The following is a 23,819-nucleotide window of genomic DNA, read 5'->3' on the forward strand; positions in this document are numbered from 1 at the left end:
CGCTTCCGGAGCTGGAGCGAGCGGTGCCCGTGGCCCTGCCACGGACTCCCAAGGGGGCACTGTGACGGACACCCGGGGGCCTCAGCCCCAGTACGAGGGATACGCGACCGGGCCGCTGCCCGGTGAGCGTGAGCCCGCGCCGGGGCAGGCAGGCGGGCCTTACCACCCGCCGCAGGCGTACCCCTCGCCCGCGGGCGGGACGCAGGGCGGGCAGCAGGGCGTCGGTGCCGCGCAGGCGGCCCGTCGCCCGCGGACGGGGGCGCGGACCACTCCGCGTACCCGCAAGGCGCGACTGCGGGTGGCGAAGGCCGACCCGTGGTCGGTGATGAAGGTCAGCTTCCTGCTCTCCATCGCGCTCGGCATCTGCACGGTCGTGGCGGCCGCGGTCCTGTGGCTGGTGATGGACGCCATGGGCGTCTTCTCCACCGTGGGCGGCACCATCAGCGAGGCGACCGGTTCCAACGACAGCAACGGCTTCGATGTGCAGTCGTTCCTGTCGCTTCCGCGCGTCCTCATCTTCACGTCGGTCATCGCGGTGATCGACGTCGTGCTGGCGACCGCGCTGGCGACGCTGGGCGCCTTCATCTACAACTTGTCGGCCGGTTTCGTGGGCGGTGTCGAGCTCACGCTGGCCGAGGACGAGTAGGGCTGCGGGTATCGATTTTGGGACTGGCCCCGACGTGCGCTAATCTTCAGAAGTCAGCGCGCAGGCGCGGCGGGGCTATAGCTCAGTTGGTTAGAGCGCATCCCTGATAAGGATGAGGCCACAGGTTCAAATCCTGTTAGCCCCACCAGTACAAAGACCCCCAACCGATCACGGTTGGGGGTCTTTGGCATCTATGGCTGACATCAGCCGACGAGTGGGTCTTGCAGCAGGTCGGCGAGCAGTGCAACGGCTTCCCGATCGTCGGAGCCGACCACGTGCGTATAGGCGTCCTGGTCATGCCGATCTGGTCACGAGACGCTCGAAGCTCCGGGAGGAGCCCACAGAGTCGATCATGCTGCCCCGCTCCGAGGTTGTGCGTGGTTGTACGGGGATGCGCGCGGGGCAGGAATGTGCAGGGTCCCGCGACGAGGGCTGTACGGTCTCGGGTGTCGGAGTGCGGAGTGCAGGGCGCGGGGCGCGGGAACGGCTCTGTCGGCGCAGGCGATCGCGCGATCGGGAACCGTGGAGCAAGGCTTCGCGAACTGCGAGTCCGTCCGCCACTGCCGTGGTGGGCGCGAAGCCGGCCCCCGGCTGCCCGGCGTACGAAAAGGCCCCCGTCCGGTGTGAACCGGACCAGGGGCCCCGTGCGTCAGTGGCGCCGCTCTCACGGTGGCAGGAGGGATGCGTCCCCCGCCGGGGCCCCGTGGGCGGTGCGGGCGGCGCCGGTGGTGTCTGTGGCGCCCATGGCGTCCCTCATGTCCGTCGGCAGGTGCCTGGTGGCCGGTGAGGAGCCGTGTGCCTCGGCGCGGATGCGCTGCTTCATCGTGGGTGGCAGCGACCTGTCACGCGGAAGGGTCCATCGCACCGACGGGGTGGTTGCGGTTGCTGCGGTCGCACCCGTGTGCTCCTGATTCGTGGCCTTCGGCTGCGCGGCCGTGGCGGGGGTGCTGATGAGCCCCATCGACGCGAGAAGCGCGAAGAAGGCGGTGATGAAGGCGGTCCAGATGCTCTTGGCCTTGAAGGTGCTCATGGCCCCTCGCTTTCGGGTGGTCCGGTTTGCTTACCTTTCTGATGATCTGGATGTGGCTCGCGATTTCGGTGACCGACGCCGTGGATCCGCCGATCTTCAGATGAACACCACTCGTATGGTGCAACCGGGCTGGACGGACCGGTGCGGAGCAGGGATGGATGGCCGCTTTTGTCCGGGAAGCAGCCAGGCCGCAGGCAGGTCACCGATCGGTATCGGTCGGTGTGTATAGTCGGGCGGCAGAAGTCCCCTACGTCAAGGAAAGACGAGGTCGCGCGGTGAAGAAGCTTCTCCTGGTCGCACTGGCCGCCATCGGCGGGCTCCTCGTGTACCGCCAGATCCAGGCGGATCGCGCCGAGCAGGATCTGTGGACGGAGGCGACTGACTCCGTGCCCGCAGGTTCGGGTGCCTGAGACAGAACAGCCTTGTGCGGGCCCCGGTCGCTGAGCGGCCGGGGCTTCGTGCTGTTGCGGGACCGTGACACCTGTGCTCTTGAATTCACCTACGCAAATCAATAGGTTGCGAGAGCAAAGCAGCCGGTGGGTCGGTCGAGGGGGCGCGCGTGAGAGCACGGAACCACCGCCGTACTTCAGCAGCGGGGACATGGATCGGCGGAGCGCTGCTCGCCCTGGTCGCGGGTGCAATGCCCGCCACGGCGGCCGACGGCGCATCTGCAGCCCCCGCCACGACCTCTCAGGACGGCAGCAGCAGCCTGGTCATGGTGCTCGACTCCTCCGGCTCCATGGCGGACGACGACGGAACGGGCCGGACCCGGATGGAGTCCGCCCGTACCGCTGTGGGCACCGTCGTTGACGGTCTTCCCGACGGCTACCCGACCGGTCTGCGGGTGTACGGAGCCGACCGGCCCAGGGGCTGCACGGACACCCGTCTCATCCGCCCGGTGCAGGCACTCGACCGGGCCGCAGTGAAGCAGGCCGTGGCGGACCTGCGGCCCAGGGGCGACACTCCTGTCGGGCTCTCCCTGCAGAAGGCCGCGAACGACCTCCCCGAGCCCGCGGACGATGCGATCGGGACGCGCACGATCCTGCTGATCTCCGACGGCGAGGACAACTGCGGTACGCCGCAGCCCTGCGAGGTGGCCGAGCGACTCGGCAAGGACGGGATCGGGCTGCGCATCGACACCGTGGGTTTCCAGGTGAAGGGCCGAGCCCGCGAGCAGCTCGAATGCATCGCGGAGGCGGGCAACGGCCGCTATTACGACGCACCGGACGCCAAGTCGCTGGCCAGGCAGTTGCAGCGGGCAGCACAACTCTCCGCGGACGGCTACCGGTTCCGTGGCAAGCAGGTCGAGGGCGCCGCGACCGGCGGCCGGGCGCCCACGCTCGTACCCGGGCAGTATCTGGACACCATCGGTCCGGGCGAGAAGCGGTATTACGCGGTCGGTCTGGACGCCGTGTCCGCGGCGGACTTCTCGGCGACGGCGGTGCCGCAGCCCGGGGCCGCCGTCGACACCTTCGACGCGCTGAGTACCAGCATTGAGTACGGCACCGACAGTTCCTGCGCCACGGACACCGCGCGCTTCTACCAGAAGGAGGGTGCGACCCCGCTGACCTCGGCGGTCGCCCGTATCCTCTCCGCCGAGGGGACCCGCAGCTGCGACCGGGCGGGCCACTACCGGCTGGTGGTGGAACGGGCGAGCAAGGAGGGCTCCGATGCCGCGCGTTGGCCGCTGGAGCTCGTGTACGGGGTGGAGGTACCGCTGAAGAAGGGGGTCACGCCCGCCGCGTCCGAGCCGGAGTACGGGGCGGGCGGCAAGAGCGCGGTGCTGCCCTCCGGCAACCCCCGTGATGTGCGGGGAGGCACGGGATTCAACGACGCCGAGGAGCTCGGCCTGGGCGTGTGGCGCGACCGGATCCTGCCGGCGCAGACGCTCTGGTACAGGGTTCCGGCGGGCTGGGGCCAGCAGGTGCGCTACGACGTGGAGTTCGCCAACGAACCCACGGTCGCGAGGGTCGCCTCGACGTACTCGTACGGTGCAACGCAGCTGTTCACACCGGCCCGCTTCCCGGTCGGCGGCGGTGGCGAGTTCACCTCGTCGGCCCTGTACAACGGCCGTCCGGCCGCGATCAGGATGGGCTCGGTGCCGGTCGCCTGGACCAACCGCTACGAGTACCGCCGGGCGGTCCAGCCGGTGCACGCAGGGGGCGAGTTCTACATCTCGGTGACGCTGGGCGCGCAGGCCGCCGAGATTGCCGAGAACGCACAGATCGGTGTGGTCCTGCGGGTGTCGGTGCTCGGGGACGAGCGGGCCGGCCCCGAGCACCATGCCGCCGTCCTCGCCGGGAAGCCGAACAGGGGAGAGGACAAGAGGACCGACAAGAAGGGCAATTCGGCTGCGGCCGGAGACAGCGGAGGTACGGGCGGGGCAGGATGGACCGGCGTTGCGGCCGCTGCCGGGGCGGGCGCCGTGGTGGTGATCGCCGGGCTCGTGTTCGTACGCAGCCGCCGCAGGTCGGCCACACAGACGACGAGGGGAAGCGCGTGATGAGGCAGCGCAACAGGGGCCGGGCGACGCTGGCCGCGGCCGCGGCAATGTGCGCGGTGGCGGCGCTGCCGGGGCAGGCGTACGCGGCCGGTGAGCCTGCTGCGTACACCTTCGACCCCGGGGCGAAGGCGGTCCGGGGCGCGGAGGTCAGCACCGACGCGTCGGCCCTGAAGCCCGGGTCCGTCTACAGGAGCTCGATCAAGCCGGGCGAGAAGCTCTACTACCGTCTCGACCTCGACGCCGCCACGAACGCGTACGTCTCGGCGGTGGTCGTACCCAAGGCCGGTGGCAAGGTCGCGTACGGGGACGGCATCACGGTCAGCGTCAGGGACAGCACGGACCTGCAGTGCAGTTCCGAGGACGCCCGCTTCCAGGCGGCGGAGTTCCCGCATCCGATCGCCGCGTACGCCTACCGGGTCACGGACAAGGACAGCCACACCTGCCAGGACGCCGGCACGTACAACGTCCTGATCGAGCGGGAGAGCAAAGCCACCTCGACGCCCGATGCCTGGGACCTGGAGCTCCGTTACGAGTCGGAGCCGAAGCTGAAGAAGGGTGGTACGGCGCCGACCGAGGCGCCGGAGGACTGGCCCTCGGCGTCGCCGACACCGCCCACGCAGGCCAAGAAGGAGGAACGGCCCGGCGGCACGAGCTATTACGACGCCACCAGCCTGGAGACCGGCACGTGGAGGGACGGCATCGAGCCGGGGCAGACCCTCTTCTACCGGGTGCCGGTGGACTGGGGACAGCAGATCTTCGCCACCGTCGACCTCGGCAACAGCGTCGGCGGCTCGGACGAGTACGTCGGCAACGCGCTCGCACTGTCCCTGGACAATCCGGCGCACGGCCATGTCGACGACGCCTCGCCGCTGTCGTACTCCGGCAGGCCCGCCTCGGTGTCGCTCGATCCGCTGCCCCCGGTGGCGTACGAGAACCGGTTCACGTTCAGTGCCGGCGAGAGCGCCATGCGGTTCGCGGGCTGGTACTACCTGTCGGTGTCGCTCAGCCCGGAGGTCGCGAAGGCCTACGGGAACAAGGCGATCCCGATGACTCTCAAGGTGCAGGTCGAGAACGCGGCGGAAACGTCGCCGTACGGGGGTTCCGCCGGAATCTTCGGTGTGACGCAGGACGACAAGGACATGGCCAGGAGCGGCCAGAGCGCACCCCAGGCCGACAAGAGCACCACGATGAAGATGGTGGGCGCGGCCGGGATCGGCGCAGGCGCCGTGCTGGTGCTCGGCCTCGGGGCGTGGACGCTGCTTGCGCGTCGCCGCACGGCCGCCGCCGCGGGCGGTCCTGCCGGTGGCGCGGCCGGGCAGCCGCCGTACGGAGGGCCGCCGCAGGCCTGGTGACAGCGGCTGCAGCCACCGGGCCTCAGGCCTGGGTCAGTGCCCAGATTCCGACAGCGAAACAGATCAGCGCAACCAGCAGGACCGGGATCGCCACCTTCGGGGGCGGTCCCGGACGCTTCTGCGATGCCTGTGCGGGAGCGGCGGCCATGGGATGGGCCGGAGGTGCTGCCGGAGCGAAGTTCGGGGACATCCCCGCCCCGGGATGCGGAACCTGCTGCTGCTCGGCGGTGTATGCACGAGTAGGAGCCGGTTCGTGCCGCACTGCGGATGTCGGGGCCTGGGAGAGATCCGGTGGGGCGGCAGGGAAGGGGGAAATCGTATGTGCCGGGAGCGGAGTGGGGGCAGGGGCAGGGGCAGGCTGGGCCGGCTGGGGCAGCGGCGTGGGTGGCTGCTGCGGAGGCGGGGCGAGATGGAAGCTGCCCGTCTCCGACATCGGGGAGGGCGGCGGGGTGTGTGGCTGCTGTGCGGCCTGCTGTGCGGCTTGGCCCGCGTGTGCGGTGTGGCCGACCGGGGAGGGCGGCCTGGGGGTGGCGACCGGGCCTTCGGGGCCGAAACCGGCGGGCAGCGGGCCGAGTTGGTCGAAGACCTCCACCGGTTCGTCGTCGACGCCTGGATCCGGCAGCATCTCGACCGCGGCCGTCAGTGCCTTGCGCGCGCCGGTGGCCGTGCGGAACCGGGCCTGCGGATCCGGCTGCAGAAGACCGGCGAGGACCTGCCACAGCGGTTCCGGGATGCCTTGCGGGGCGCTGGGGGTGCCGTGCGAGGCGAAGTATTCGACGAGGGCCCGGGCGTCCGGCTTCTTCCCCTGCAGCAGATAGAGCGCGACAAGCCCCACGGCGAAGAGGTCTGCGGGGAAGTCGGGCTCCGCCCCCATCATCTGCTCGGGCGCGAAGTAACCCGGCGTTCCCACCACATAGTTGGTCTCGGTCAGGCGGGGCTCGCCCTTGCGCATGGAGATGCCGAAGTCGGAGAGCCGCAGGTGCGGCCGACCGGTGCCGGTGGCCTCCATCAGGATGTTGGCGGGCTTGATGTCGCGGTGCACGACGCCTTCCGCATGCACCGTCGACAGTCCGGACAGCAGCTGGTCGAGCAGCGTGCAGACGAAGCGCGGGGGCAGCGGTCCGTAGTCGCCGATGACATGCGCAAGCGAGCCGCCGCTCACCAGATCCATGGTGAACAGGACCTTGTCGTCGTCCGCGGCCCAACTGGCCGGGGCGAGCACATGAGGATGCTCGATCCGCAGGGCCTGCTCGCGGACGAAGCGCAGCAGCGTGTGTGCGTCGCTCTGCTGAAGCACCTTGGCCGCCACGTACCGGCGGCGCCGGTGGTCCCAGGCTCGCCAGACGGCGCCGACGCCACCACGTCCGATCGGATCGATCAGCTCGTACCGACCAGCGAAGACCTCACCCATTGCGCTGTGCCCGCTCCCAGTTCCTGTTTCGGCTCGTGCCCGGCTCTCGGGGGTAGTGCACCAGGATCTTTCATTCGGCTGAGCCCGTGGGGTCCGGTACGCACATCCGCCGCGTTGGCGTCGGTCCACAACGCCCGGCGCTGTTTCCCTCCTCCGTCTGGCAGCCGCACGTACCAGGTTCCGCCCCCTGAATCCGGCCCGAACCGAAAGAAAGGTCCTAGCTCTGGTGTCCTTCGTAGTGCGCGACCGCGTCCGCGGTGCGGCCGGCGCCGTACACCCTGAGGAACTCTGCCAGTTCCGGGTGGGTCGGGGCGAGGGAGTCGGCGGCATCGATGATGTCACCGGCGGCCGCGACCGACCGCAGCAGCGACTGGATCTCACGGACCACGCGACGGACGGTGGGTGCCCCACCGCTGGTCGTGGTCTGACCGGTGCCGGTGAGGACGGAACCACCCTGGGACTTCTTGATCTCTTCCATGCGGTCGGTGGCCTCGCCCGCGCTGACGCTGCCGTCGGCGACCTGGCTGGCCAGCTCCTGGAGAGCCTGGACGCGCTGGACGACCGCGGGGTTGCCGATCTTCGCCCGCTGACCGCTCATCAGCTGGGACAGCATGGGTGCGGACAGCCCGAGTACGGCGGCGAGCCGGGCCTGGTTCAGACCGAGATCGTCGATGAGCCGACGGAACAGCGCGCCCAGCGGTTCCCCGTACCAGCTGCGCTGAAGTTCCCTGGCTCTTGCCGTTGCTTCCTGCTGAACTGCATCCATGGCGTCTCCCCTTCGCTGAGGCTTCGCTGCTGCGAACCTCGTCGAGCATCTTACGGAGAGTGGTTGCCGACCGGGAGTCCCAATCTTTTTGGAAGATTCAGGGGGTCACCCGGTAGTCTGGTCTGCGGCGGTGACCAAGACGCTGATGCGTCTGGTGCTGTCCTCTTTCTCGGGGCCTTAGCTCAGTTGGTAGAGCGCTGCCTTTGCAAGGCAGATGTCAGGAGTTCGAATCTCCTAGGCTCCACGTCAAGAGCCCCTCCGACCTGCGGAAACGCAGGTCGGAGGGGCTCTCTTGTATGTCTGCCGTGGGCCGGGCGGCAGTGGCGGCTCAGCGGCCGTCGTCGAGGTCGGTGCCGTCCACCTCGTCCGTCCTGTCCGACTCGGCCTGCTTGGCGCGGACCTCGGGGTCCACAGCCGTCGGTCCGCTGCCGTCGACCGAAGTCAGCGGCGTACGGTCGGCGACCTCCGTGGGGGCGGGGGGCTCGACCAGCCAGTCCGGATTGGCCTGCTTGTCCCACCACCGCCACGCGGCGTAGGCGCCGCCCGCCAGGACGGAGACCACGGCCACCACCTTGAGCACGCGCCCGGCCTTGGCCCGCCGCTCGTGCTTTCTGGCCAGCTTCCTGATCTCCTTCGCCGTGACCTGCCCGCGCAGTGCGGCCAGTGCCGCGGCGCTGCGGGTCGTGGCTTCCTCGGCGACGGGTTGGGCGGCGGCCATCGCCTGCTCGACGCGGGGCACGGTGTACTCCGCGGCGCTCCTGGCCGCCTGACGGGTGCGGAGCGCGGCGCGCTGGGCGGCCTCGTCGACCTTGGGGGGCACATGCGCGCGAGCCAGTTCGATACGTGGTGCGAGATGCGCGTCGTACTGGACGCGGGCCTGCTGGGCTGCCTTCGACACCCTCGGCGCGAGCCGCGTACGGGCCTCGTGCGCATAGTGTGCCGCCTGGTCCTTGGCCGAGTCGGCGTAGGGCGCCACCACTTCCGCGGCGTGCTGCACGCTTTCCTTCGCCGAGTCGGTTGCGGCGCGCACGCTGTCGATGCGGGTCACGGGATCCTCCTCCTTGGTGGCGGGTAGGTACTCCGCCTTTCCACCCATTTCGAAATCATGCCCCGCGATGGCGTGTGCGGCATGTGGGGCGGGCATCCGGGGCATGAGAGACGGCTGTACAAAACAGTCATAAGCGACGTGTGTGGGCAATGTTGTGCAAGGGGAGCTTGCCGATGACAATGCCACGGTTCGGTTCAGCACGCGCCGGTTCGTCACGCACTTGGCCTCTTTTGTTCCTGCGGGGGGCCGCAGGAAGGCCGTGCGACGGATGGTCCGTGCGAGGATCGGTGGACGTCAGCGAAGACTTACGGAAGGCAGATCGTGGCCGAGCAGCTTTACGCCACCTTGAAGACCAACCAAGGCGACATCGAGATCCGGCTTCTGCCGAACCACGCGCCCAAGACGGTCAAGAACTTCGTCGAGCTCGCCACGGGCGAGCGGGAGTGGACCCACCCCGCGACCGGCAAGAAGTCCACGGACAGGCTGTACGACGGGACCGTCTTCCACAGGGTCATCAGCGGCTTCATGATCCAGGGCGGGGACCCGCTGGGCAACGGCACCGGCGGCCCGGGCTACGAGTTCGGTGACGAGTTCCACCCGGACCTCAGCTTCAACAAGCCGTACCTCCTGGCCATGGCCAACGCCGGCCCGGGCACCAACGGTTCGCAGTTCTTCGTGACCGTCTCGCCCACCGCGTGGCTGACCGGCAAGCACACCATCTTCGGTGAGGTGACGGACGAGGCCAGCAAGAAGGTCGTGGACGCCATCGCGAGCACCCAGACCAACGCACGCACCGACCGTCCGGTGCAGGACGTGGTGATCGAGTCGGTCGTCGTCGAGACCCGATGATCGCCTGTGGTCACGGTGTGATCACTCTCTGATCGGCCGTCTCGGGAACCAACCGCCCTGCTTGTCCGTACTTGGTTACATAGCGGACGAGCAGGGCGGCATCATGCGCGCGGTCGTCCACGACGTGACCCGAGGGGGCCAGCAAGTGATGGGACCGATGGACGAGCAGCCGCCCGGCGCCCGGGACCAGTCCGCCGATGCCCGCGGCCCACTCAGCTGCTACCGCCACCCCGGCCGCGAGACGGGGATCCGCTGCACGCGCTGCAACCGTCCGATCTGTACCGAGTGCATGGTCAGCGCCTCGGTCGGCTTTCAGTGCCCGGACTGCGTCCGCCAGGGTTCAGGTACGGGGCACGGCCCGGCCGCCAATCAGCCGCGCACCCTGGCCGGCGGCACCGTCGCCGCCGACCCGCGGCTGGTCACCAAGATCCTGCTCGCCCTCAATGTCGTCCTGTTCATCGCGGTACATGTGAAGGTGTCACTGCTCGACGACCTGACACTGCTGGGACGGGCCACCTACTACGAGGGCGGTCCACTGGAAGGGGTCGCGGAGGGCCAGTGGTACCGGCTGGTGACGTCGATGTTCCTGCACCAGGAGGTGTGGCACATCGCGTTCAACATGCTGGGACTGTGGTGGCTCGGCGGTCCCCTGGAGGCGGCGCTCGGCCGCGCCCGCTACCTCGCGCTCTACCTGCTCTCCGGCCTGGCGGGCAGCGCGCTCACCTATTGGCTCGCCGCACCGAACCAGGGCTCGCTCGGTGCCTCCGGCGCCATCTTCGGTCTGCTGGGCGCCACCGCCGTGCTCATGCGTCGGCTGAACTACGACATGCGGCCGGTCCTCGTGCTCCTCGCGCTGAACCTGCTCTTCACGTTCAACCCCTGGGGCGGAATCGCATGGCAGGCGCATGTCGGCGGTCTGATCGCGGGCACGTTGATCGCCATCGCCATGGTGCACGCACCGCGTGAACGGCGGACGCTGGTGCAGTACGGCACCTGTGCGCTGGTCCTGGTGGCGGTGGTCCTCATCGTGGTCGCCAGAACTGCCGCACTGACCTGATCACAGGCACCAGGGGGCTTCTCCCGGCAGTTGTCCACAGCGGGTGCACGATCTTGTGCATTCTGTGGGTACAACTGTGCCCCTTGTCGCTGAGCTGGGTTTTTCCAGCGGAGACAAGGGGCGTGCCACCCCTCGACGGGGGAGACTGCAGTCACACCGGCGTCAACATCCGGGGAGTTATCCACAGATCGTCTGACCTTTTCCCCCGCCTGTGGATAACGCTGTGGGTAACTCAGGGCAAGGGTTGCGGTACCGGGACCGGCTGTGGTTCTACGGGTGCTGTCCGGCTACTTCCACTGCGTGGAGACGCCGAAGCCACCGGCGATGAAGCCGAAGCCCACGACGATGTTCCAGTTACCCAGCGTCTTGATGGGCAGATCGCCGTCGGTCACGTAGAACACGACGATCCAGGCCAGACCGATCAGGAAGAACGCCAGCATCACCGGCGCCACCCAACTGCGGTTGGTCAGCTTTATGTTGGTCGTCTGCTTCGCCGGAGGCGGCGTGAAGTCGGCCTTCTTGCGGATACGTGACTTCGGCACGAGGAACTCTCCTGTCGATGCGCTGCGTGACCGCGCAGGGAACTGTGGCTGGCGCCGGGGCGGGGCGCGAGGGGGAATGCTTCCTCCCCCGGGCGTCCGTTAGCGTAGTGCTTCCGTGGCGCCGAAGGAGATAAGGGTACGTTGAGCAATTCTGCCGACTCTCCCCAAGGGCCGGTCCGGCGCACCTTCCGGCACCCGGTCCGCGTGCTCACCGCTGCCGTTTTCGCCCTTGCCGGGCTGATCTTCGTCACCAGCGCCAACACGGCCAAGGGCACCAACATCCGCACCGACTCGTCGCTGCTGAAGCTCTCCGACCTCATTCAGCAGCGCAGCGAGAAGAACGCGGGGCTCGACGACTCCAACGCGTCCGTACGCGAGGACATCGATGCCCTCGCCCAGCGCGACGACGGCAGCACCAAGGCGGAGGACGTCAAGCTCAAGGCGCTGGAGCGGGCCGCGGGCACCAAGAAGCTCTCCGGCCGGTCCGTCGCCGTCACGCTCGACGACGCCCCGCCGAACGCCACCGCGAACCCCGGCTACCCCGATCCGCAACCGAACGACCTGGTCATCCACCAGCAGGACCTGCAGGCGGTCGTCAACGCTCTCTGGCAGGGCGGTGCCCGCGGCATCCAGGTCATGGACCAGCGGCTGATCTCCACCAGCGCGGTGCGCTGCGTCGGCAACACGCTGATTCTCCAGGGTCGGGTCTACTCGCCGCCGTACAAGATCACCGCGGTCGGCGACCCCGACCGGCTCAAGAAGGCCCTCGACAACTCTTCCTCGATCCGGAACTACCTGCTGTACGTGAAGGCGTACGGGCTCGGCTGGAAAGTGGACGAGCACGAGGCGGTGACTCTTCCCGGCTACTCGGGCACAGTGGATCTCCACTATGCGAAGCCGGTGAAGTAGCGAGCAGTTCCGGGGAGGCCGACCGGTGTCGGTGCGACTGATCGTCAGGACCTTCAGCGAACTGTGCATCACCGCGGGCGCCTTGATCATCCTCTTTGTGGTGTACGTGCTGTTCTGGACCGGGGTGAAGGCCGCCGGCGCCACCGAGGGGCAGATCGACACCCTGCAGAACCAATGGGCGCGGGGGGCAGTGTCCGTACCCGGGCCGAACGCGGCAGGCACGCCGGCGCCCTCGACCTCGCCGACGCCCGCACCCACGCCATCGCACGCCCCCGGCGCCTACCGCGACGGGAAGCCGTTCGCGATGCTGTACATCCCCCGCTTCGGCAGGAGCTGGGAGTGGCCCGTCCTGGAGAACACCGAGGTCGGAACCTTGCAGAAAGGGCTCGGCCACTACCGCGGGACCGCCCCCCTCGGCGGCGTCGGCAATTTCGCGGTGGCCGGACACCGTCGTACCTACGGGGATCCCTTCAAGGATTTCCCGACGCTGCGCCGCGGCGACGCGGTGGTGCTGACGGACGGGACGACGTGGTTCACGTACCGCATCGAGAAGAAGCCGTACCGCACCGTGCCGAGCGACACCGGTGTCATCGACGCCGTCCCCCGCAAGTCCGGCTTCGACGGACCCGGCCGCTATCTGACGCTGACCACCTGCGATCCCGAGTGGGGCAGCAGCCACCGGCTCATCGCCTGGGCGCATCTCGACGCGACGCAGCCTGTGGCCGACGGCAAGCCGGCAGCTTTCCACAGCTGACCCACGCCCCTGCCCCGGCCCTTTAGTCTGGTCCCGTACCGAATGAAGGGGACAGCATGTACGGCTGGATCTGGCGGCATCTGCCGGGCAATGCGTGGGTGCGCGGGCTCATCTCGCTCGTGCTGGCACTCGCCGTCGTCTATGTGCTTTTCCAGTACGTCTTCCCGTGGGCCGAGCCGCTGCTTCCGTTCGGCGACGTGACGGTCGACGGCACGAGCGGAACGGGGGCCGGCCAGTGAGCGCTCGCATCCTTGTCGTCGACAACTACGACAGCTTCGTCTTCAACCTCGTCCAGTACCTCTACCAGCTCGGCGCCGAGTGCGAGGTCCTGCGCAACGACGAGGTGACCACGGCACACGCCCAGGACGGCTTCGACGGCGTTCTGCTCTCGCCCGGCCCCGGCACTCCTGAGCAGGCGGGCGTCTGTGTCGAGATGGTGCGCCACTGCGCGGCGACCGGCGTCCCGGTCTTCGGCGTCTGCCTCGGCATGCAGTCGATGGCCGTGGCGTACGGCGGGGTGGTGGACCGCGCCCCCGAGCTGCTGCACGGCAAGACGTCGCCGGTGACGCACGAGGGCAAGGGTGTTTTCGCCGGGCTGCCGTCCCCGTTCACCGCGACCCGCTACCACTCGCTCGCCGCCGAACCGGAGACGATCCCGCAGGAGTTGGAGGTCACGGCGCGCACGGCCGACGGCATCATCATGGGGCTGCGCCACCGCGAACTGCCGGTGGAGGGTGTGCAGTTCCATCCGGAGTCGGTCCTGACCGAGTACGGCCATCTGATGCTGGCCAACTGGCTGGTGCGGTGCGGTGATACGGGAGCCGTCGCGAGGTCGGAGGGGCTCGCGCCGGTGGTGGGCAAGGCTGTCGCGTGACCGCACTCCGCCCCGAGCACGACACCGGTGAGGAAGGCCCGTACGAGCAACGAGCGTACGAGGCCACGGGCGCGTTCGAGGCGGCAGTCGACCAGCTGGCGGACCCGCTGAACGACCCGCTGCCGGGGCAGCACGCCTCGCCGTGGTTCCGGGCGGAGAGTATTCCGGCGGAGACGGCGGAGACGGCGGAGACCGGGGCGGCGCAGGGCCGGCGGTCGGAAGGCCAGGTGCAGGCGTCACACGGGGCACAGGGGCCTCAGGGGACGCCGCGTGAGTGGTACGACCCCGAGGGGTACGAGCGGGACTGGTACGGGCAGCAGGAGCCTGTCGTGGCGCCTCCGCCCCCGCCACCGCCACCGCTCCCCCGCAACGACGAGACGATCGGTCTGCGGACGGCGGACACCCGACGCCCGGCCGACCGGGCGACGACAGCTCCGATACCGCAAGCGGAGCCGGAGTACGACACGGCGCCTGCCGCGGCTCCGGATCCCGGTCCGGAGACCACAGAACTCGAATCGCGCACGGAACCGCCCACCGGGGGCCGGGCCGAGCGGCGGCGCGCCGCCAAGGGGCGCGGCCGCCGTCGCGCCGAGCCGCAGAGCCGGTCGGCGGCGACGCCGGAGGGGCGTCCGCTCTCCCGCGTCGAGGCGCGGCGGGCCGCCCGCGCGGCCAAGGACAGCCCGGCCGTCGTCGCCAGCCGGGTCGTCGGCGAACTGTTCATCTCGCTCGGCGTGCTGATGCTGCTGTTCGTCACGTACCAGCTGTGGTGGACGAATGTGCGTGCCGACCAGATCGCCGGGAGCGAGACGCACAAGATTCAGGACGACTGGGCGAAAGGCCGCAAGCCCGGGGCGTTCGAGCCGGGGCAGGGCTTCGCCATCATCCACATCCCGAAGCTGGATGTGGTCGCGCCGATCGCCGAGGGCACCAGCAAGGAGAAGGTCCTCGACCGCGGCATGGTCGGCCATTACGGAGAGGGCGCGCTCAAGACGGCGATGCCGTCCGCCGCGCAGGGCAACTTCGCGCTGGCCGGTCACCGCAATACGCACGGCGAACCGTTCCGCTACATCAACCGGCTGAGCAAGGGCGACCCGATCGTGGTCGAGACGCAGGATGCGTACTACACGTACGAGATGACCAGCGTCCTTCCTCAGACGTCGCCGTCCAATGTCTCGGTGATCACCCCGGTGCCGCCCGGTTCGGGCTTCACGAAGCCTGGCCGCTACATCACTCTGACGACCTGTACGCCTGAATTCACAAGTACGTACCGGCTGATCGTCTGGGGCAAGATGGTCGACGAACGGCCGCGCAGCAAGGGGAAGCCCGACGCGCTCGTCGGCTGAACTTCATCACGACAGGGACGGGTGCGGTGGCAGCGAGGACCCAGCAGGAAGAACAGACCGACGAGTCCGCGCCCCCGGTGCGGAGCAGGGACCGCCATCCCGTCGCGACCGCGGTCAGTCTCTTCGGCGAGCTGCTGATCACCGCGGGCCTGGTGCTGGGCCTCTTCGTCGTCTACTCCCTGTGGTGGACGAATGTGCTCGCCGACCGCGAGGCCGAGAAGCAGGGCCACACCGTCCGCGACCGCTGGGCCGAGGGACCCGGGGCCCTCGACACCAAGGACGGCATCGGCTTCCTGCACGTACCTGCGATGAAGAACGGCGAGGTGCTCGTCAAGAAGGGCACCGACACGAAGAACCTCAACGACGGCATCGCCGGCTACTACACGGACCCGGTGAAGTCGGCTCTCCCCTGGGACAAGCAGGGCAACTTCACGCTGGCGGCGCACCGCGACGGGCACGGGGCGAAGTTCCACAACATCGACAAGGTGAAGACGGGCGACGCCGTCGTCTTCGAGACCAAGGACACCTGGTACGTCTACAAGGTCTTCAAGGAGCTTCCCGAGACGTCGAAGTACAACGTCAAGGTGCTTCAGCCGGTCCCCAAGGAGTCGGGCGTGAAGAAGCCCGGCCGCTACATCACGCTGACGACCTGCACGCCGGTCTACACGTCGAAGTACCGCTACATCGTGTGGGGCGAGCTGGTGCGTACGGAGAAGGTCGACAAGGATCGCACGAAGCCGGAGGAGCTGCGTTAGCCGTGACTGAGCTCCTTCGAGGAGCTCAGTCGCTCTAGGATGGCGAAGGCCCGAAGTCGCAACTAGCCTTTGCGACTTCGGGCCCCTTCTCTGTCTGGCGGCGGTTACCTCAGGATCGCGAGCGGTACTCCGGCGCTCCACTTTTCGAGGTGAGTGCGGTCGACGAGGGTGATGCCGTAGGTCTCGGCGATGGCGCGTGCGTCGGGTGTGAAGGAGGTCGTGGCGACGAAGAGAGCCACATCGGCCCCGTGCTGGACGAAAGAGGCGCCGAGGAACTTCTGCAGCTCTCCGCTCCACACCGGACGGTAGGGCGCGAAGCTCTTGCACTGCACGACGATGCTGCGGCCGTCCGCGGTCGCTGCTGTGACATCCACACCTCGGTCGCCGCGGCCGCCATGCACCACGACGTCCGTGCAGCCGTCGCGGCGGAGCAGTGCGGCGACGTGGTGCTCGAACTGCCGCCAGTTCATGGCGTCGATGGTCGCCATGATTCCGGTGTACGGGCGCGGGCCCTGGGCGTGCTCGAGGTGCCTGAGCCTTTGGTGGTGGTTGCAGAGCTTCCGCTCGACCTTCTCAACGTCGTCCCGGAGCGAGATCAGCTCCTTGCGGTGCTCGCCGGAGGCCTCGATGAGGGCGTTGAACATGGGGACGACGGTCTTGCCGAGGATGTGGGTGATGCGTCGGTCGATGCGGTCGTCGAGGGAATCCGGTCCCCTGTGGACAGAGTTATCCACAGGCTGAGTTCGTGCCATGTACTCCACGTCGAGCAGGTATGTACGCACCTGACGTGCGACTTCGCTGTCGCGGAGCAGCATGGCGACGTTGAGTACCGTCCGCCGGGAGAAGACCGCGATCGCCCGTGAACGTGACTGAATTCCACAGGCCCCCTTGAAGAGGGCCAGTCGCGTGCCTATCAGAACCTGGAGGCCATTGGAGTCCAGCTCCTCCCTGTGGTCCTCCATAACGGACTCAAGGGTCTTCACGGTCACCTCGAAGTACGCCGCGACCATCGCCGTGGTCACGTGCATGCCGTCCGGCAGCAGCGAGAGTGCCTTGACCTTGTCGAGCACCTCTGTCCGGCCAGCTACGTCATTGCGCAGAGACCTCGACTCCAGCAGTACTGCATTGTTGATCACGTTCATGCCCTCTCGGCTCGTCTCGGATGTTGGTGCGAGCTGGGGGGTAGGGCCTGAACCCCCAAGTCACCCCACCGGTCCAACGATTCAGGACATATGAAGACACGATCGGTTTACGGCTGCATGTGCGGTATGCCAGCAGGAGGTAGCCCGGCAGGCACAGCAAAGGGCCCCGGTCACCGTTGCGGTGACCGGGGCCCTTCGCGTTCGTGCGGTGGGGCTCAGTTCTGCGAGCCCGATGGGCCGCCGAAGATATTGCCGTCCCCGTTGCCCTTGCCGCCTACCGTGGTGAGGGTGATGACGGTGGTCGCGGGGTCGGCTTGGGTGCCCGGCTGCGGATCGATGTTGGCGACCCTGGCGTTGTCGTCGTCCGAGCTGTTCTGCGCGAACTGGATTTGAGTGAAGCCCTGCGCGGCCAGGGCCTGCTTGGCCTGGGCGACCGTGCTGCCCCTGACTTCGGGGACGGGGACCGTCGCCGGCTGCGTCGGGCCCTTGGAGACCGTCAGCACGATCTGGGTGTCCAGCGGCTGCTTACCGGCGTCCGGCGCCGGGGTCTGATCGATGACCTCACCCGCCGGCTTGTCCGAATCGACGTCGGTTCGCGAGACCTTCTGGAAGCCGACACCGTTGAGCTGGGCCACCGCGGCGTCGTACTGCTTGGTCCTGACGTCGGGAACGTCCTGGGTGGCCTGCCTGGCGACCGTGATCTTGACCTCGGACTCCCGCTCGGCCTTCGTGTTCCCCTTGGGGATCTGGGCGAGTACGGTGCCGGGATCCGCGGTGGACGATTCGGTCGTGACGACCTTCACCGAGAAGCCCTTCTCCTCCAGGATCTTGCGGGCGTTCTCCTCGGACTTCTCCGTGACGTCCGGGACCTCGACCTTCGGCGCACCGGTGGAGACGACGACCTTGACGGTCTCGTTCTCCGCCATCTTGCCGTCCTTGGGCGTCTGGCTGCAGATCTTGCCCTTGTCCTGGTCCTCGCAGGGTTCGCGTGAGCTGACCTTGACGAGGACACCGGCGTTCTTCGCGAGATTCTCCGCCTCCGCCACGGTCGAACCGACCATGTTCGGCACGTCGACCTTGCCGTTGTTGCTGTTGTCGCCGCCGAAGACGGACTTGCCGATCAGGATCGCGCCGATCAGCACCAGGATGCCCGCGACGATCAGCAGGATCGTCGAGGTGTTGTTCTTCTTCTGGCGGCGGCGGTCCGGGCGCTCGTCGTATCCGTAGCCGCCGTCGTCCGGATTGACCGGGGGCAGCATAGAGGTCTGGGCGCCGTTCGGGTCGGCTGCGCGCAGCGCGGTGGTGGGCTGGTCGTTGCCGTACCCGTCGTATGCCCCGTAACCGGCCGCGCCCATCGCCGCGGTGGCGGCGACCGGCTGTCCGTCGAGGCAGGCCTCGATGTCGGCACGCATCTCGTCGGCCGACTGGTAGCGGTAGTCCGGGTCCTTGACCAGGGCCTTCAACACGATCGCGTCCATTTCGGGCGTGATCTCGGGGTCGAAGGTGCTGGGGGTCTGTGGCTCTTCCCGCACGTGCTGGTAGGCGACCGCGACGGGTGAGTCACCGATGAACGGCGGCCGGACGGTCAGCAGCTCGTAGAGCAGGCAGCCGGTCGAGTACAGGTCGGAGCGCGCATCGACCTGCTCGCCCTTGGCCTGCTCCGGGGAGAGGTACTGGGCGGTGCCGATGACGGCCGAGGTCTGGGTCATCGTCATGCCGGAGTCGCCCATGGCGCGGGCGATACCGAAGTCCATGACCTTGACCTGGCCTGTGCGCGTCAGCATGACGTTCGCCGGCTTGATGTCGCGGTGGACGATGCCTGCGCGGTGCGAGTACTCCAGCGCCTGGAGGATCCCGACCGTCATTTCGAGGGTGCGCTCGGGCAGCAGTTTGCGGCCGGAGTGCAGAAGTTCTCTGAGCGTCGACCCGTCGACGTACTCCATCACGATGTACGGGATGGAGACACCGTCGACGTAGTCCTCGCCGGTGTCGTAGACGGCGACGATCGCCGGGTGATTGAGCGAGGCGGCGGATTGGGCCTCACGGCGGAACCGGGCCTGGAAGGACGGGTCGCGGGCGAGATCGGTCCGCAGCGTCTTCACAGCGACGGTGCGGCCGAGCCGGGTGTCGTGCGCGAGGTAGACCTCGGCCATGCCACCACGGCCGAGCACCGAGCCCAGCTCGTACCGGCCGCCGAGGCGACGCGGCTCTTCCATAACTGTTCCAGCCCTCTCCGTCAGTCCCGACCGCACCGGTGTGTGGTCCGGCGGTGTGCTGCTCGCGCATACGGTACCGGCCAGGCACTACCTGATCGGCCCACAGCCGTCAGCTGATATCTGACCGGTATCCCAATGTGCAGGTATGGCACCCGATGTGATGGGCGTCACCTCTTGTTGATGACCGCCTCCATCACGGCCTTGGCGATCGGAGCGGCCAGACCGCCGCCGGAGACATCGTCCCGGTTGGCACTGCTGTCCTCGACCACTACCGCCACGGCGACGGGCGAGCCGCTGCTGGTCTTCGCGTACGAGATGAACCAGGCGTACGGCTTCTCGCTGTTGTTCAGACCGTGCTGGGCGGTACCGGTCTTGCCGCCGACCGTGACGCCGTCGATGAGGGCCCTGGTTCCCGTGCCGCTCTTGACGACCGTCTCCATCATCTGCTGGAGCTTCTGCGCGTTCTCACCCGAGAGGGGCCGGCTTAGCTCCTCCTTCTCGTGGGTGTAGATCACGTCGAGGTTGGGCGCCTTCCGCTCGGCGACCATGTACGGCTGCATGAGCTTGCCGTCGTTGGCGACCGCGGCGGCGACCATGGCCATCTGGAGCGGGGTGGCGCGGTTGGAGGCCTGACCGATGCCCGCCATGGCGTTCTGCGGCCGGTTGTCCTTCGGGTAGACGCTCGCGTCGGCGCGGACCGGGGTGAAGATCTCCTTGTTGAAGCCGAACTTGGCGGCCTCGTCCATCATCTTCTGGTTGCCCAGGTCGTCGCTGATCTTGCCGAAGACGGTGTTGCAGGACATCCGCAGCGCTTCCCGGAGCGAGGCGTTCTCGCACGGGATGTTGCCCTCGTTCTGCAGGACGGTGCTCACCTGCGGGAGCTTGTACGGCAGCGGGGAGTCCGTCTTGCCGTCGATGTCGGTGTAGAGGCCGTTCTCCAGGGCCGCGGCGGCCGTGACGACCTTGAACGTCGAGCCGGGCGGGTAGGTCTCGCGCAATGCCCGGTTGAGCATCGGCTTGTCCTTGTCCTTCAGGAGGTTGTTCCAGGCCTTGGTGTCCGCGTCGGAGTTGCCCGCGAAGGTCGAGGGGTCGTACGAGGGGGTGCTGGCGAGGGCCAGGATGGCGCCGGTCTGCGGGTCGAGCGCGGCGACGGCACCCTTCTTGTCGCCGAGCCCCTGGAAGGCGGCCTTCTGGGCGGCGGCGTCGAGGGTGGTGACGATGTTGCCGCCCTGCTTCTTCTCGCCCGTGAACATCGACAGGGTGCGGTTGAAGAAGAGCTGGTCGTCGTTGCCGGTGAGGATGCCGTCCTCGAGCTTTTCGAGCTGCGAGGCGTCGAAGGCCTGCGAGGAGTAGCCGGTCACGGGTGCCCACATGGGGCCGTTCTTCCAGGACCGCTTGTACTTGAAGTCGCTGCCCTTGGTCTCGACCGAGGTGGTCACGGGGTTGCCGTCGACGATGATGTTGCCGCGTTCATGGGCGTACCGCTCGATGCGGACGCGGCGGTTCTCGTCGCGGGTGTTCAGCTCGTCGGCGCGGACGTACTGGAGATAGTTGGTCCGAACGAGCAGGGCGAGGATGAGGACGCCGCAGAAGATCGCGATCCGGCGCAGGGGCTTGTTCACGGTCGGACCACCTGGGTCATCTCGGCGTCGGAGGACGGTGCGGGGGCCGGAGCGGGGCGGCGTGCGGTGTCGCTGATCCGGATCAGGATGCCGATCAGGGCCCAGTTGGCGATCACGGACGAACCACCGGCCGCGAGGAACGGCATCGTCATACCGGTCAGCGGGATGAGACCCATGACACCACCGGCGACGACGAAGACCTGGATCGCGAAGGCGCCGGAGAGACCGATCGCGAGGAGCTTGCCGAACGGGTCGCGGGCGGCGAGCGCGGTGCGGACACCGCGCTCGACGATCAGACCGTAGATCAGCAGGACGGCCATCATTCCGGCGAGACCGAGTTCCTCACCGACGGTGGAGAGGATGAAGTCGGCGTTGGCGGCGAAGCCGATCAGGTCGGAGTGGCCCTGACCGAGTCCGGTGCCGAGGGTGCCGCCGGAGCCGAAGGACATCAGGGCCTGGGCGATCTGGTCGGAATGGGCCATGGTCTTTTCCCCGAAGGGGTCCAGCCAGGCGTCGACCCGCTGCTGGACATGCGGCTCGAACGTGGCGACGCCGACTGCGCCGACCGCCGACATCAGCAGACCGAAGACGATCCAGCTGGTCCGCTCCGTCGCGACGTACAGCATGATCACGAAGAGGCCGAAGAACAGCAGCGACGTACCGAGGTCGGTCTCGAAGACCAGGATCAGGATCGACATCGCCCAGATGACGAGGATCGGTCCGAGGTCACGGCCACGGGGCAGATAGAGGCCCATGAAGCGGCGGCTGGCGAGGGCCAGCGCATCGCGTTTGACCATCAGATAGCCGGCGAAGAAGATCGCGATGATGATCTTTGCGAACTCGCCGGGCTGGATGGAGAAGCCGGCGATCGTGATCCAGATCTTGGCGCCGAACTTGCCCGGGAAGAACATCGGCAGGATCAGCAGGACCAGCGCCGCCACCATGGAGATGTAGGTGTAGCGCTGCAGGATGCGGTGGTCCTTCAGTAGGAACAGTACGGCGGCGAACAGGGCCACGCCGACCGCCGAGTACAGCAGCTGTCTGGGGGCGGAGGGAGTGAAGGCGCCGTACAGCGACTTGGCTGTCGCGATCAGCCGCTCCGACTGGTCGAGCCGCCAGATCAGCACCAGCCCCAGCCCGTTGAGCAGAGTCGCCAGTGGCAGCAGCAGCGGATCCGCGTACGGAGCGAACTTGCGCACCACGAGGTGGGCGACGCCGCCGAGCAGGATCAGGCCGAACCCGTATCCGAGCATGCCGGAAGGCAGTGTGCCGTCCATGGCAAGGCCCACATTGGCGTACGCGAACACCGAGATGGCGATGGCGAAGACCATCAGGGCGAGCTCGGTGTTGCGACGGCTCGGTGCGTCGATCGCGCCGATCGTGGTCGTATTGGTGACAACGCTCATGTGCTGAAGGCCCCCTACGGCTTTACTGCTTACCGCACTGCGGGACCAGCTTCGTCTCTTCCTCCGAGAGGCTGGGGCCGGGAGTGGGAGTCGCTGTGGTCGGCTTTGTCTTGCTGGTGGTGGACGTGGAGCCGGACTCGGTGGACGTCTTCGAGAGGTCCGAGCCCGTGCCTCCGGCTTCACCCTCGCCGGTGCGGGGTTTGCTCGCTGCCTCGGCCGCGCGGCGCTGCGCGTCCTTCTTGCAGGCGGACGCCTGGGTCGAGAGCTCGCCGATCTTCTCGCGGGCGTCGGCCAGGTTGCCCTCGGCGATGGTCGCCTCGACCTGCTTGCGCTGGTAGGACGGGAGGTACTTGAGTTCGATCTCGGGGTGGTCCTTCTCGACCTTCGAGAGTGAGACCCATGCGAGGTCCTGGCTGATGCCGCGGTACAGCGCAACATGGTCGTTCTTCGCGCCTACGAAGAACTGGTTCTGGGTCCAGCGGTAACCGCCGTACACACCACCGCCGATGACGGCCAGCGCGAGCACGATGTAGAACGACCGCTTCAGCCACTTGCGGCCGCCGCCGGGCTTGGCGAAGTCGTCGTCGGTGTACGCGTCGAAGGAACCGTCCGGCATTCCGCCGTAGCCGACGCCGTCGCCGCTGCCGGGCGGGCCGAAGCCGCCCGCGGGCGGCGGGACGGGGCGGCCGAGACCGGCCGCCCGGCCGGCCGGGGTGGTCATGGCGTCGCCGTCGTTCAGCTGGGCGGACTGGTTCTCGGCGACCGCGCCGACGATGACCGGGGTGTCGTTGAGCTGCCCGGCCAGGGTGTCGTTGCTGTCCACGTCGAGGACGTCGGCGACGATGCAGGTGATGTTGTCCGGGCCGCCGCCGCGCAGGGCGAGCTGGATGAGCTCCTGGATCGTCTCCTGCGGGCCCTGGTAGCTGGCGAGGGTCTCCTCCATCGTCTGGTGCGAGACGACGCCGGAGAGCCCGTCGGAGCAGATCAGGTAGCGGTCGCCGGCCCGGACCTCACGGATGGAGAGGTCGGGTTCGACGTGGTCGCCGCTGCCCAGCGCGCGCATCAGCAGAGAGCGCTGCGGGTGGGTAGTGGCTTCTTCCTCGGTGATGCGGCCCTCGTCGACCAGCCGCTGGACCCAGGTGTGGTCCTGCGTGATCTGGGTCAGCACGCCGTCGCGCAGCAGGTACGCGCGTGAGTCGCCGACGTGGACCAGGCCGAGGCGCTGACCGGTCCAGAGCAGAGCGGTGAGCGTGGTGCCCATGCCCTCCAGCTGGGGGTCCTCCTCGACCATCATGCGCAGTTGGTCGTTGGCCCGCTGGACCGCCGTGCCGAGCGAGGTGAGGATGTCCGAGCCGGGCACGTCGTCGTCGAGCTGAACGAGCGTCGAGATCACCTCGGAGCTGGCGACCTCACCGGCCGCCTGGCCGCCCATGCCGTCGGCGATGGCGAGAAGGCGCGGACCGGCGTAGCCGGAGTCCTCGTTTCCCTCCCGGATCATGCCCTTGTGCGATCCGGCGGCGAAGCGCAGGGACAGACTCATGCGCACCTCGCCCGTCGGCTCGGGGTACAGCCGGTCTCGCGCCACACTGCCCAC

The 23,819-nt window shown here is 68.2% G+C and carries 22 protein-coding genes and 2 tRNA genes; 14 read left to right on the forward strand and 10 right to left on the reverse strand.

Annotated elements, in window-relative coordinates:
• Positions 1–61 precede the first annotated feature (61 nt).
• Both OG972_RS21170 and OG972_RS21175 read left to right on the forward strand, forming a co-directional pair.
• Complete coding sequence (locus OG972_RS21170; RefSeq protein WP_266983743.1) at positions 62–646, forward strand: DUF3566 domain-containing protein; 585 nt, start codon at positions 62–64, stop codon at positions 644–646.
• 71 nt (positions 647–717) lie between these two features.
• Positions 718–794: transfer RNA gene (locus OG972_RS21175), tRNA-Ile, on the forward strand.
• Positions 795–1,310: 516 nt separating this feature from the next.
• Here OG972_RS21175 and OG972_RS21180 read toward each other — a convergent pair.
• Positions 1,311–1,676 carry a DUF6344 domain-containing protein gene (locus OG972_RS21180; protein WP_266983745.1) on the reverse strand — a complete coding sequence of 122 codons (366 nt, stop codon included), beginning with the start codon at positions 1,674–1,676 and terminating at the stop codon, positions 1,311–1,313.
• A 275-nt stretch (positions 1,677–1,951) separates the two neighbouring features.
• On the opposite strand from OG972_RS21180, the gene OG972_RS21185 reads away from it, so the two are divergent.
• The 3 genes from OG972_RS21185 (at position 1,952) to OG972_RS21195 (ending at position 5,531) form a co-directional block, all read left to right on the forward strand.
• Complete coding sequence (locus OG972_RS21185; RefSeq protein WP_221939369.1) at positions 1,952–2,086, forward strand: DLW-39 family protein; 135 nt, start codon at positions 1,952–1,954, stop codon at positions 2,084–2,086.
• A gap of 230 nt (positions 2,087–2,316) precedes the next feature.
• A complete protein-coding gene (locus tag OG972_RS21190) occupies positions 2,317–4,179 on the forward strand; it encodes a VWA domain-containing protein (RefSeq protein WP_266990630.1) in 1,863 nt (620 codons plus the stop codon).
• Positions 4,179–5,531 (forward strand): hypothetical protein, encoded by a 1,353-nt coding sequence (locus tag OG972_RS21195; RefSeq protein WP_266983749.1) that lies wholly within the window; start codon positions 4,179–4,181, stop codon positions 5,529–5,531. Before OG972_RS21190 ends, OG972_RS21195 begins: the two co-directional genes overlap by 1 nt.
• A gap of 22 nt (positions 5,532–5,553) precedes the next feature.
• Here OG972_RS21195 and OG972_RS21200 read toward each other — a convergent pair whose 3' ends face one another.
• Positions 5,554–6,942: a serine/threonine-protein kinase gene (locus OG972_RS21200; protein ID WP_266983751.1), complete on the reverse strand. Its 1,389-nt coding sequence runs from the start codon at positions 6,940–6,942 to the stop codon at positions 5,554–5,556.
• A 217-nt stretch (positions 6,943–7,159) separates the two neighbouring features.
• Entirely contained in the window at positions 7,160–7,708 is a 549-nt protein-coding gene (locus OG972_RS21205; protein ID WP_266983753.1) for a DNA-binding protein, read from the reverse strand.
• 171 nt (positions 7,709–7,879) lie between these two features.
• Here OG972_RS21205 and OG972_RS21210 point away from each other — a divergent pair.
• Positions 7,880–7,952: transfer RNA gene (locus OG972_RS21210), tRNA-Ala, on the forward strand.
• An 84-nt stretch (positions 7,953–8,036) separates the two neighbouring features.
• Here the strand turns inward: OG972_RS21210 and OG972_RS21215 are convergent.
• Positions 8,037–8,756, reverse strand: a complete 720-nt coding sequence (locus OG972_RS21215) for a DUF5324 family protein (protein WP_266990632.1) — start codon at positions 8,754–8,756, stop codon at positions 8,037–8,039.
• Positions 8,757–9,077: 321 nt separating this feature from the next.
• Here OG972_RS21215 and OG972_RS21220 point away from each other — a divergent pair, with 321 nt between their 5' ends.
• Together OG972_RS21220 and OG972_RS21225 are read left to right on the forward strand one after the other, a co-directional pair.
• The gene (locus tag OG972_RS21220) at positions 9,078–9,605 is read left to right on the forward strand and encodes a peptidylprolyl isomerase (protein ID WP_266983755.1); all 528 of its coding nucleotides are present in this window, start codon (positions 9,078–9,080) and stop codon (positions 9,603–9,605) included.
• A 157-nt stretch (positions 9,606–9,762) separates the two neighbouring features.
• Positions 9,763–10,662 carry a rhomboid family intramembrane serine protease gene (locus OG972_RS21225; protein ID WP_266990634.1) on the forward strand — a complete coding sequence of 300 codons (900 nt, stop codon included), beginning with the start codon at positions 9,763–9,765 and terminating at the stop codon, positions 10,660–10,662.
• A gap of 287 nt (positions 10,663–10,949) precedes the next feature.
• Here the strand turns inward: OG972_RS21225 and crgA are convergent, their stop codons facing one another.
• A complete protein-coding gene (gene crgA, locus OG972_RS21230; protein WP_266983757.1) occupies positions 10,950–11,204 on the reverse strand; it encodes a cell division protein CrgA in 255 nt (84 codons plus the stop codon).
• Between the two features lie 141 nt (positions 11,205–11,345).
• Here crgA and OG972_RS21235 point away from each other — a divergent pair, with 141 nt between their 5' ends.
• The 6 genes from OG972_RS21235 to OG972_RS21260 are packed head-to-tail and all read left to right on the forward strand — an operon-like array spanning position 11,346 to position 15,839.
• On the forward strand, positions 11,346–12,113 hold the full coding sequence (locus tag OG972_RS21235) for a DUF881 domain-containing protein (RefSeq protein ID WP_266983759.1): 768 nt from the start codon (positions 11,346–11,348) through the stop codon (positions 12,111–12,113).
• 25 nt (positions 12,114–12,138) lie between these two features.
• Positions 12,139–12,867 carry a class E sortase gene (locus tag OG972_RS21240; protein ID WP_266983761.1) on the forward strand — a complete coding sequence of 243 codons (729 nt, stop codon included), beginning with the start codon at positions 12,139–12,141 and terminating at the stop codon, positions 12,865–12,867.
• A 56-nt stretch (positions 12,868–12,923) separates the two neighbouring features.
• Positions 12,924–13,106: a hypothetical protein gene (locus tag OG972_RS21245; RefSeq protein WP_037702041.1), complete on the forward strand. Its 183-nt coding sequence runs from the start codon at positions 12,924–12,926 to the stop codon at positions 13,104–13,106.
• A complete protein-coding gene (locus OG972_RS21250; RefSeq protein ID WP_266983765.1) occupies positions 13,103–13,741 on the forward strand; it encodes an aminodeoxychorismate/anthranilate synthase component II in 639 nt (212 codons plus the stop codon). The genes OG972_RS21245 and OG972_RS21250 overlap by 4 nt, the downstream gene beginning before the upstream one ends.
• Positions 13,738–15,084 (forward strand): class E sortase, encoded by a 1,347-nt coding sequence (locus OG972_RS21255; protein WP_266983767.1) that lies wholly within the window; start codon positions 13,738–13,740, stop codon positions 15,082–15,084. Before OG972_RS21250 ends, OG972_RS21255 begins: the two co-directional genes overlap by 4 nt.
• Before the next feature lie 26 nt (positions 15,085–15,110).
• A complete protein-coding gene (locus tag OG972_RS21260) occupies positions 15,111–15,839 on the forward strand; it encodes a class E sortase (RefSeq protein ID WP_266983769.1) in 729 nt (242 codons plus the stop codon).
• Positions 15,840–15,943: 104 nt separating this feature from the next.
• Here OG972_RS21260 and OG972_RS21265 read toward each other — a convergent pair whose 3' ends face one another.
• The 5 genes from OG972_RS21265 to OG972_RS21285 all read right to left on the reverse strand — a co-directional run bounded on the left by OG972_RS21265 (position 15,944) and on the right by OG972_RS21285 (position 23,765).
• Complete coding sequence (locus tag OG972_RS21265) at positions 15,944–16,981, reverse strand: restriction endonuclease (RefSeq protein WP_323135885.1); 1,038 nt, start codon at positions 16,979–16,981, stop codon at positions 15,944–15,946.
• A gap of 215 nt (positions 16,982–17,196) precedes the next feature.
• Positions 17,197–19,197: a Stk1 family PASTA domain-containing Ser/Thr kinase gene (gene pknB / locus OG972_RS21270; protein ID WP_266983773.1), complete on the reverse strand. Its 2,001-nt coding sequence runs from the start codon at positions 19,195–19,197 to the stop codon at positions 17,197–17,199.
• Positions 19,198–19,364: 167 nt separating this feature from the next.
• Positions 19,365–20,819 carry a penicillin-binding protein 2 gene (locus OG972_RS21275; RefSeq protein WP_266983775.1) on the reverse strand — a complete coding sequence of 485 codons (1,455 nt, stop codon included), beginning with the start codon at positions 20,817–20,819 and terminating at the stop codon, positions 19,365–19,367.
• A complete protein-coding gene (locus OG972_RS21280; protein ID WP_266983777.1) occupies positions 20,816–22,225 on the reverse strand; it encodes an FtsW/RodA/SpoVE family cell cycle protein in 1,410 nt (469 codons plus the stop codon). Before OG972_RS21280 ends, OG972_RS21275 begins: the two co-directional genes overlap by 4 nt.
• Before the next feature lie 22 nt (positions 22,226–22,247).
• Positions 22,248–23,765 carry a Stp1/IreP family PP2C-type Ser/Thr phosphatase gene (locus OG972_RS21285; protein ID WP_266983779.1) on the reverse strand — a complete coding sequence of 506 codons (1,518 nt, stop codon included), beginning with the start codon at positions 23,763–23,765 and terminating at the stop codon, positions 22,248–22,250.
• Positions 23,766–23,819: the final 54 nt, after the last annotated feature.

This window comes from Streptomyces sp. NBC_01669 (genome assembly GCF_026339735.1).
Taxonomy (GTDB): Bacteria; Actinomycetota; Actinomycetes; order Streptomycetales; family Streptomycetaceae; genus Streptomyces; species Streptomyces yanii.

Excerpts from the sequence above, each read along its gene's own strand:
- OG972_RS21265 (WP_323135885.1), bottom strand. The coding sequence starts at position 16,981 with ATGAACGTGATCAACAATGCAGTACTGCTGGAGTCGAGGTCTCTGCGC.
- OG972_RS21225 (WP_266990634.1), top strand. The coding sequence starts at position 9,763 with ATGGACGAGCAGCCGCCCGGCGCCCGGGACCAGTCCGCCGATGCCCGC.
- OG972_RS21180 (WP_266983745.1), bottom strand. The coding sequence starts at position 1,676 with ATGAGCACCTTCAAGGCCAAGAGCATCTGGACCGCCTTCATCACCGCC.
- OG972_RS21280 (WP_266983777.1), bottom strand. The coding sequence starts at position 22,225 with ATGAGCGTTGTCACCAATACGACCACGATCGGCGCGATCGACGCACCG.
- pknB (WP_266983773.1), bottom strand. The coding sequence starts at position 19,197 with ATGGAAGAGCCGCGTCGCCTCGGCGGCCGGTACGAGCTGGGCTCGGTG.
- OG972_RS21245 (WP_037702041.1), top strand. The coding sequence starts at position 12,924 with ATGTACGGCTGGATCTGGCGGCATCTGCCGGGCAATGCGTGGGTGCGC.
- OG972_RS21285 (WP_266983779.1), bottom strand. The coding sequence starts at position 23,765 with ATGAGTCTGTCCCTGCGCTTCGCCGCCGGATCGCACAAGGGCATGATC.
- OG972_RS21200 (WP_266983751.1), bottom strand. The coding sequence starts at position 6,942 with ATGGGTGAGGTCTTCGCTGGTCGGTACGAGCTGATCGATCCGATCGGA.
- OG972_RS21190 (WP_266990630.1), top strand. The coding sequence starts at position 2,317 with ATGCCCGCCACGGCGGCCGACGGCGCATCTGCAGCCCCCGCCACGACC.
- OG972_RS21195 (WP_266983749.1), top strand. The coding sequence starts at position 4,179 with ATGAGGCAGCGCAACAGGGGCCGGGCGACGCTGGCCGCGGCCGCGGCA.
- OG972_RS21205 (WP_266983753.1), bottom strand. The coding sequence starts at position 7,708 with ATGGATGCAGTTCAGCAGGAAGCAACGGCAAGAGCCAGGGAACTTCAG.